Below are 1,397 nucleotides of genomic sequence, written 5' to 3'. Positions count from 1 at the left end.
AGATGATAGACGGTCAACTAAATGACCCTGAAGGCTTGTACCATGCAATCGCTAAAGCATACCAAGAATTCACCGAAATGCTTGAATGCTTGATTCACGGAGAAGAATTAAAGCCTGCGCCTGAATTAATTGCTGAAGTGAATAAAGCGGGACTTAAAAGCGAAGTATCCAGTCCTTCCGAAACCGCAGCACCTATCGCAACATCTACGCTAGCACAAGCATTAGGCGACGATGTCGACCTAGAAGTGTTGGAGCTATTTGTCGAAGAAGCGCGCGAGCTAATCGAAGCGCTAGAAGAACAAATTTCCGAGTGGTCTAAGTCACCAAAAGAAGAAACGCCAAATTTAGAAATTCAACGCATACTTCATACCTTGAAGGGTGGAGCCAGACTTTCAAATTTGGCTAAATTAGCTGATGAGAGTCATGACTTGGAATCTCGTTTGCTCAAAGCTCAATCAAATAAGGAAGCATTTGAAGGAGCCCTTAAGAATTCTGTACTTAAGAGCCAGGATGAACTCCTGAAACTTGTCGATGAACTAGAAGCTCTAGCTTCAGGTGACGCACTAACTGAAGAACATGCAACACCTTCTAACACTAGCGAAACACCTAAAGCTGAACCAAGCAAAGCAGCCACGCCAAGTAAATCTATCGCTGCTGAAGAAACCGTCAAAGCAGCAAGACAAGCACCTGCGAAGAAAACCAAAACCTCTGACAAGCAAACACCAGCCGAGAATATTCAAGCAGTCCAAAAAGTGGCACCTCAAGAAACGATCCGTGTTTCTGCCAGCCTACTCGACTCCCTGGTTAACCTTGCAGGTGAGACCAGTATCTCGCGCGGTCGCTTGGAACAACAAATTAGTGACTTTGGCTTCACGCTGGAAGAAATGTCGGCAACCATTGAACGTCTACGTGAACAGCTTCGTCGTATGGATATGGAAACCGAAGCTCAAGTACTGTTCAGAGCCGAAAAAGAAGGTCTGAAAGCTCCCGACTATGAAGACTTCGATCCGCTTGAAATGGACAGATACTCTTCGATTCAGCAGCTTTCGCGAGCCTTAACGGAGTCAACATCAGACCTTCAGGACCTTCGAGATACCTTGTCTGACCGTTCACGAGATGCCGAGACTTTATTATTACAGCAATCCCGTATTAACTCAGAACTGCAAGAAGGCTTGATGAAAACACGGATGATACCGTTTTCATCAATTGTTCCAAGACTACGCCGTATCGTTCGCCAAATTGGTGGCGAGCTAGGTAAGCAAGTCGATTTTGATGCACTGAATACCGAAGGTGAAATGGATCGTTCCGTATTGGAAAGAATGGTCGCTCCGCTTGAACACATGTTACGTAACGCCCTCGATCATGGTATTGAAACTGTTAACGAGCGTAAAAAAGCT

General features: G+C 45.3%; 1 protein-coding gene. It reads left to right on the top strand.

Annotated features, from left to right (window positions below; all coding sequences use genetic code 11):
• A partial coding sequence (locus A3735_RS24385) for an Hpt domain-containing protein (RefSeq protein WP_197486014.1) occupies positions 1–1,397 on the top strand: 1,397 nt, incomplete at both ends.

This window comes from Oleiphilus sp. HI0061 (genome assembly GCF_001635675.1).
The sequence above is the reverse complement of the archived record's forward strand: the minus strand, read 5'-3'. Positions and strand labels throughout refer to the sequence as shown.